This is a genomic window from Mycobacterium shunyiense, from assembly GCF_058270035.1.
The window spans coordinates 388,363-395,623 of sequence record NZ_JBZDPT010000040.1; the positions used below are offsets into that span (position 1 = coordinate 388,363).

The window sequence follows — 7,261 nt, forward strand, 5'->3', positions numbered from 1 at the left end:
GTAGGAGGTGCATGACGGGGATGGCGCGGACGCTGCGGTGGATGTTGCTTCTCGTCGCGACCGTCGCCGTCACCGTCCCGCTCACCCTCGTCGACGTGCCCTCGGCCGCACTGTTCGCGGGACTCGCGGTAGGCATCGTGCTGGCGCTGGTCTCGCTCGCCCCGGAACAGATGCCGCGCCCGGCGGGGGTGATCGCCCAGGGTGTGCTGGGCGTGTACATCGGCACGATGGTCCATCGGGACGCCGTCAGTGCGCTCGGATCGGACTGGCTGATCGTGCTGGTGATCACCGTGGCCACGTTGCTGCTCAGCATCCTCGCCGGCGGATTGCTCGGTCTGCACCGCGACGTCAGTCCGCTGACCGGCTCGCTGGCGCTCGTGGCCGGGGGCGCGTCGGGCCTGGTGGCCATCGCCCGGGAACTCGGCGGCGACGATCGCGTCGTCTCCGTCGTCCAATATCTTCGGGTGGCACTGGTCACCGGGACCATTCCGCTCGTGGTGACCCTGGTCTTCCACGCCGACCGGTCGCATCCGCCGTCGGACCCGGCTGAAACTGCTTCGGCACCTTGGTATCTCAGCCTGGCCATGCTTGCCGCGATCGTCGCAGTCGGGGTGGTCGGCGGGCGTTGGGCCAGGTTGCCGGGCGCCGGACTGCTCGGCCCGCTGGCCCTGACGGTGGCACTGCAGCTCACGGGTCTGTCCTTCGGGCTGGCCGTTCCGGTGCTTCTGGTGCAGGCCGCCTACATGGTGATCGGCTGGCAGGCCGGCATCGCCTTCACCCGCGACTCGCTACGGGCGATCGGCCGGATACTTCCGTTGGCGTTGACATTGATAGTCGTGCTCGGCGTGGCGACCGCCGGACTCGGGGTGGTGCTGGCCAACGTCACCGGGATGACGCAATTGGAGGGCTACCTGGCGACCAGTCCGGGTGGCGTCTATGCGGTGCTCGCCACCGCGGTGGAGACGGGGTCCAACGTCACCTTCATCATCGCCGCCCAGGTGCTCCGGGTGCTGCTGATGCTGTTCGCCGCCCCGCTCATGGCGCGGGTCATGGCCCGGCTGGCCCGGCGCCGCGACGAGGCTCACGACCGGGAGGCCGACGAACCGGTGGCCGCCGTCGGGCGATAGCTGATCGGCCTGCTCATCGCCGGTTCAGGCCGGACAACTGCCAGGCAAGCGCGCGGCGGACGGCGGGCAGTTTGCCGGCCAGTCGCATGACGCGATTGCGGAGCGGGCGGCGGCGGGCCGATGCGGTGGCGAGTTCGGTGAGCCGGCTGGTCATCGAGACCACACGACGTGCGGTGTGGCGGCGGGTGGCCGCGTACTCGTCGAGCACGGCGTTGTCGGCTCCGGCGTCCAGTACCTGCGCCAGGTGCTCGCCGAGGACGACGGCATCCTCGATGCCGAGGTTCATCCCCTGCCCGCCGGCGGGGGAGTGCACGTGGGCGGCGTCGCCTGCCAGCAGGATGCGGTGGTCGCGGAACGCGTCGGCAACTCGGTGATGCACCCGGAACCTGGAGCCCCACACCACCTCTTCGACCACCGCGGGCTCGGCCACCGGGCCGCGCTCATCCAGCAGCGACTGCACAAACGCGACGTCCGGGTGCTGCGGGGCTTCGTCCACCGTCGCGACGATGCGGTACATCCCGTCGGGCAGTGGTGCGACGACGACCAGCCCGGCCGGCGAGAAGTACAGGATCACCTCGTCGGCCGGCACGCCGCCGGACAGCCGGACATCGGCCAGCGCGAACGACTCGCCGTAGGTGCCGCCGTTGAACGCGATCCCGGCGTGTTCGCGGACGGTGCTGTGCATGCCGTCGGCTCCGATCAGGTACCGGGCCCGGATCTGCTGGCCATCGGCGAACGTGGCCATCGCCTGGTCGGCGGTCTGCTGGATCCCGATGACCGAAGCGGGGCGGACGACCTTGCCGCCCAGCTCCTCGAGCCGATTGAGCAGGAACGCCTCGGTGTCGGCCTGCGAGATCATCAGTGTGTACGGGTAGCGGGTCGGCAGCTGGCTGAACGGTACCGCGATCAGGAGATCGTCGCGGTCCCGGATGGCGAAGGTCGGCGTGTGCACGCCGCGAGCGACGAGGTCCGCGACCACCCCGTAGGGCTCCAGCAATTCCAGGGTGTGCGGGTGGACCACGGCGGCCCGCGAGGTGTTGGTGCCCTCGGCCTGTCGATCCACGACGGTCACCTCGTGACCGTGCTGGATGAGCACGATGGCGGCGGTCAGGCCGACGGGTCCGGCTCCGACGATCAGGACGTCGGTGGTGAGCGCTTGCATCTTCGACTCCTTTGTCAACAACTGTTGGTCAACGCTTGTTGACATCAAATTAGGCCTGTGGGGACTGGATGTCAACGGTTGTTGACCTACACTTGTTGACATGCGACGACCGGCAGCCGAGACCAAGTCCGTGATCCTCGCCGCGGCTCGGGAGCGCTTCGCCGCCGACGGATACGAGCGCGCGACGATCCGGGCGATTGCGGCCGACGCCGGGATCGACCCGGCGATGGTGATGCGCTACTACGGCAACAAGGAGCGGCTGTTCGCCGCGGCCGCCGAATTCGATTTGGAACTACCGGATCTCACGCGGATCCCACGCGAAGAGATCGGCGCCGCGCTGGCCGCGCATTTCCTCGAACGCTGGGAGCGCGACGAGGCGCTGTTGATCCTGTTGCGAGCCGGCGTCACCAACGAGGCAGTGGCCGAGCGGATGCGCACGATCTTCGCCGCACAACTCGCCCCGGCGATAGCGCAGACCACTGGCGACGCTCCCGACACCCCGGTGCGGGCCAGCCTCGCCGCGTCCCAGGTACTGGGCATGGCGTTGTGCCGCTATGTCCTGGAATTCCCGCCTCTGGTCACCATGTCGCGCCAGGAGGTCGTCGACTGGATCGCACCCACCCTGCAGCGGTATCTCGTCGGCTAGATCTGTCTGATCACCGAAGCCAGCAGGGAACCCATCCGGGTTGCGGACTGACGCCCGGCCTCGAGGACCTCGGTGTGGCTGAGCGGTTCACCCGTCATCCCGGCAGCCAGGTTGGTCACCATCGAGATGCCCAGCACCTGCAGGCCGGCGGCCCGGGCAGCGATGGTCTCGTGCACCGTCGACATGCCGACCAGATCGGCTCCCAGGGTGCGCAGCATCCGGATCTCGGCCGGTGTCTCGTAATGCGGGCCGGGCAGCCCGGCGTAGACGCCCTCGGCCAGGGTCGGCTCGATCTCTCGGGCCAGCGCTCGAAGTTTGGGGGAGTAGGCGTCGACCAGGTCGACGAACTGCGCACCTACCAGCGGCGACCGCGCCGTGAGGTTGAGGTGGTCATTGATCAGTACCGGCTGGCCCACCTGATACTCGGCACGCAGCCCGCCGGCCGCGTTGGTCAGAACCACGGTGGACACGCCCGTTGCCGCAGCCGTCCGGACCGGATGCACCACATGCTGCAGGTCGTGGCCCTCATAAGCGTGGATGCGCCCGGCCAGCACCAGCACGCGGTGACTCCCGAGGCGCACCGAGTGCACCAGGCCGCCGTGGCCGGTCGCGGTCGGCGGGGTGAAGCCGGGGAGATCGGCCATCGGCACCGTTGCCACCGGCTCGCCCAGCTCGGTTACCGCGGGTGCCCAACCCGATCCGAGCACCACCGCGACATCGTGGCGTTCGACGCCGGTCCGTTCGGCGATGGCGGCGGCTGCCTGGCTGGATGCCTGGGGATCGGTCACGATAGGCGAGCTTAACCGCCGGAAACGGGCAGTGAGATACTGCGAGGATGCCGTCTGCCACCGCCTCGCTGAGCGTCGAGGACGCCATCAACCGGCGTCGTGGCGACCTCGTCGAACTCTCCCACTCGATACATGCCGAGCCTGAGTTGGCGTTCGCCGAGCACCGCAGCTGCGCCAAGACCCAGGCGCTGGTGGCCGAGTACGGCTTCGAGATCACCGCGGCAGCCGGCGGGCTGGACACCGCGTTCCGGGCCTCCTACGGCAGCGGCCCGCTGGTGATCGGGATCTGCGCGGAGTACGACGCCCTGCCCGAGATCGGGCATGCCTGCGGACACAACATCATCGCGGCCTCGGCGGTCGGCGCCGCGCTGGCTCTTGCCGATGTCGCCGACGAGCTCGGCCTGACCGTCGTGTTGATCGGCACCCCGGCCGAGGAACTCGGTGGCGGAAAAGTCTTGCTGCTCAATGCCGGTGTGTTCGACGACATCGCCGCCACGGTCATGCTGCATCCCGGGCCCGTGGACATCGCCGCGGCGCGCTCGCTGGCGCTCTCCGAGGTGACGGTGAATTACACCGGCCGGGAATCGCACGCCGCCGTCGCGCCCTATCTGGGTGTCAACGCCGGTGACGCGGTCACCGTCGCGCAGGTCGCGATCGGGCTGCTGCGTCAGCAGCTCATGCCGGGGCAGATGGTGCACGGCATCGTCACCCACGGCGGGCAGGCCACCAACGTCATTCCCGGTCGGGCCGAAATGAGATACACGATGCGGGCCACCGACATGTCGGCCCTGCGCGAGCTGGAAGACCGGATGGCGGGCTGTTTTTCGGCCGGGGCACTGGCGACGGGCTGCGAGCACCAGGTCACCGAGATCGGCCCGGCCTACGCCGAACTTGTGCCCGATCCGTGGCTCTCGGAGACCATCCGCGCCGAGATGCTGCGCCTGGGCCGTAACCCGTTGCCGGAGAACGTGGAGGCGAGTGTGCCACTGGGCAGTACCGACATGGGCAACATCAGTCAGGTGATGCCCGGCATCCATCCGGTGATCGGTATCGACTCGGGCGGCGCCGCGATCCACCAACCGGCGTTCACGGCTGCCGCGGCGGGTCCGAGTGCTGACAAGGCCGTGTTGGAAGGTGCAATCATGTTGGCCCGCAGCGTCGTTCAGCTGGCCGAGACGCCTGCGCAGCGGGACCGGGTCCTGGAGGCGCTGCAGAGGAGGCAGGCGTCATGAGTGTGCTGCAGCACGCGGCTGCCCGCTGGTTGTCGGCCAACTACGACGAGATGGTGTCGTGGCGGCGGCACCTGCACGCCCATCCGGAACTTGGTCGCCAGGAGTTCGCGACCACCGAGTTCGTGGCCCGCCACCTGGCCGAGGCCGGGCTGAACCCCAAGGTGCTACCCGGCGGCACCGGGTTGACGTGTGACTTCGGGCCGGAGGACCGCCCGCGGATCGCGCTGCGCGCCGACATGGACGCCCTGCCGATGGCCGACCGCACGGGCGCGTCCTACGCCTCCACGGTGCCCAACGTCGCGCACGCCTGCGGGCACGACGCCCACACCGCGGTACTGCTCGGCGCTGCGATGGCGTTGGCGTCGGTGCCGGAGCTGCCGGTCGGCGTCCGATTGCTGTTCCAAGCGGCCGAGGAGCTGATGCCCGGCGGCGCGATCGACGCGATCAACGCGGGTGTGCTGACCGGGGTGAGCCGGATCTTCGCTCTGCACTGCGACCCTCGGCTGGTCGTAGGCCAGGTCGCCACTAAGCCCGGACCGATCACGTCGGCTGCAGATTCCATCGAGATCACCCTGCACTCGCCCGGCGGGCACACCTCCCGGCCGCACCTGACCGGTGACCTGGTCTACGGGCTGGGAACGTTGATCACCGGGCTGCCCGGCGTGCTGTCCCGTCGCATCGACCCCCGCCACGACACCGTGATGGTGTGGGGCGCGGTCAATGCGGGTGTGGCCGCCAATGCCATCCCGCAGATCGGCACCCTGGCCGGGACCATCCGCACGGCAAGTCGCGATACCTGGCTGACGCTGGAATCGATTGTGGAAGAGACGGTTACGTCGCTGCTCGCGCCGCTGAACATCTCGCACAGCCTCAATTACCGGCGCGGCGTGCCCCCGGTGGTCAACGAAGAGGTGTCCACCCGCATCCTCACGCACGCCATCGAGGCCATCGGCCCCGACGTGCTCGCCGACACCCATCAGTCCGGCGGTGGCGAGGATTTCTCGTGGTACCTCGAAGACGTGCCCGGTGCCATGGGGCGGCTCGGCGTCTGGAGCGGACAAGGGCCGCAACTCGATCTACATCAGCCGACGTTCGACATCGACGAACGTGCGTTGGGCGTCGGTGTCCGGACGATGGTCAACATCGTCGAGGCCTCGGCCTAGCCACCTTCCACCGCGAGCGTGCGTGTCTGCTGGTCAACGCGCCGCGCAGCATCGGCATTTTGGCGTCACTCGCCGGCTGCGAGCGCCCATAGGCTGTCGCTATGACACCTGCCCCTGACGACCAACTCGCTGCGGCCATCGCCGCGGTGCGGCAGGCCGAATCAATCAAGCGCCAACTCAACGCCGCGCAGTTGCACGCCGAGGAGTCCGCCACCCGCGCACAAACAGCCGGCCGCCGGGTGCTTGCAGAGGATCGGGACGTCCACAAGCTGGAATCCTTCTCGCTGACCAAGATCTGGGCAAATCTCAAGGGTTCCCACGAGGATGACGTGGCCCGCGAAACTGCTGAGCGCCAATCCGCCCACTACGACTACCTCACTCAACGGGCCCGCGCCGATGCCGACCAGCGTCATGTCGAGCAGCTCACGGAACGCCTCGCGGCACTTGGTGATGTCGGGATTGAGTTGGAGCGGGCGTTGGACGCGAAGGAACGCTGGCTACAGGACAACGATGGCCCGGGCGCGGCCAGACTTCTTGAAATCTCTGGAATGCGTGGGCAATTGACGGCCGAACTCAGGGAGCTCGAGCAGGCGCGTTCCGCCGGGCAGCGGGCGTTGAAAGAGCTGCGCAGTGCCGCCGCGCAGCTCGACAGCGCCCGGTCCTGGTCGGCGTACGACACCTGGTTCGACGGCGGATTCATCGCCAGCATGGTCAAGGAAGACAAACTCGACGTCGTTGCGGCGTCACTGCGTTCGGCCGACACTGATCTCAAGCGGTTCAGCACCGAACTCGCCGATGTGCACTTGGAAGGCGTCCGACTCGTCGAACTCAGCTCTTTCACAAGGGTCTTCGACGTGTGGTTCGACAACTTCTTCACCGATTTCGCCGTTCGTGACCGCATTATCGAGGCCCAGGAGAAGGTCGACCAAGCGATCACCGGTGTCAAACGGATCCTCAGCGACCTCGACCAGCGCACCCGAACCGGCACGCGCGAGTTTAACCAGCTGACCGTGGAGCGTACGGACCTCCTCGCGTAACCCTTTCACCGCGAGCATTGCTCCTATGTCAAGCGGCGGCGGGTTGGGGGTCGTTGAGGCGTGCTTGTTCGTCGGTATGGAGTCGGCGGTAGACGATGCGGGCGAG

7 protein-coding genes are annotated in these 7,261 nt (G+C 68.2%); 5 read left to right on the plus strand and 2 right to left on the minus strand.

Features of this window, described 5'->3' with window-relative positions; all coding sequences use genetic code 11:
• Positions 1–20 precede the first annotated feature (20 nt).
• On the plus strand, positions 21–1,127 hold the full coding sequence (locus tag AC4ELS_RS23220) for an AbrB family protein (RefSeq protein ID WP_499049492.1): 1,107 nt from the start codon (positions 21–23) through the stop codon (positions 1,125–1,127).
• Positions 1,128–1,140: 13 nt separating this feature from the next.
• On the opposite strand, the gene AC4ELS_RS23225 is transcribed toward AC4ELS_RS23220, so the two are convergent.
• Complete coding sequence (locus AC4ELS_RS23225) at positions 1,141–2,289, minus strand: FAD-dependent oxidoreductase (RefSeq protein ID WP_498885240.1); 1,149 nt, start codon at positions 2,287–2,289, stop codon at positions 1,141–1,143.
• Positions 2,290–2,389: 100 nt separating this feature from the next.
• Between AC4ELS_RS23225 and AC4ELS_RS23230 the strand changes: the two genes are divergently transcribed.
• Entirely contained in the window at positions 2,390–2,935 is a 546-nt protein-coding gene (locus AC4ELS_RS23230; protein ID WP_064959617.1) for a TetR/AcrR family transcriptional regulator, read from the plus strand.
• On the opposite strand, the gene AC4ELS_RS23235 is transcribed toward AC4ELS_RS23230, so the two are convergent.
• Positions 2,932–3,723, minus strand: a complete 792-nt coding sequence (locus tag AC4ELS_RS23235) for a purine-nucleoside phosphorylase (protein ID WP_498885238.1) — start codon at positions 3,721–3,723, stop codon at positions 2,932–2,934. The genes AC4ELS_RS23230 and AC4ELS_RS23235 overlap by 4 nt on opposite strands.
• Positions 3,724–3,770: 47 nt before the next feature.
• Here AC4ELS_RS23235 and AC4ELS_RS23240 point away from each other — a divergent pair, with 47 nt between their 5' ends.
• The 3 genes from AC4ELS_RS23240 (at position 3,771) to AC4ELS_RS23250 (ending at position 7,155) form a co-directional block, all read left to right on the plus strand.
• Complete coding sequence (locus tag AC4ELS_RS23240; protein ID WP_064879411.1) at positions 3,771–4,955, plus strand: M20 family metallopeptidase; 1,185 nt, start codon at positions 3,771–3,773, stop codon at positions 4,953–4,955.
• A complete protein-coding gene (locus AC4ELS_RS23245) occupies positions 4,952–6,118 on the plus strand; it encodes a M20 family metallopeptidase (RefSeq protein WP_064879413.1) in 1,167 nt (388 codons plus the stop codon). Before AC4ELS_RS23240 ends, AC4ELS_RS23245 begins: the two co-directional genes overlap by 4 nt.
• A gap of 146 nt (positions 6,119–6,264) precedes the next feature.
• Positions 6,265–7,155: a hypothetical protein gene (locus AC4ELS_RS23250; RefSeq protein WP_499049470.1), complete on the plus strand. Its 891-nt coding sequence runs from the start codon at positions 6,265–6,267 to the stop codon at positions 7,153–7,155.
• Positions 7,156–7,261: the final 106 nt, after the last annotated feature.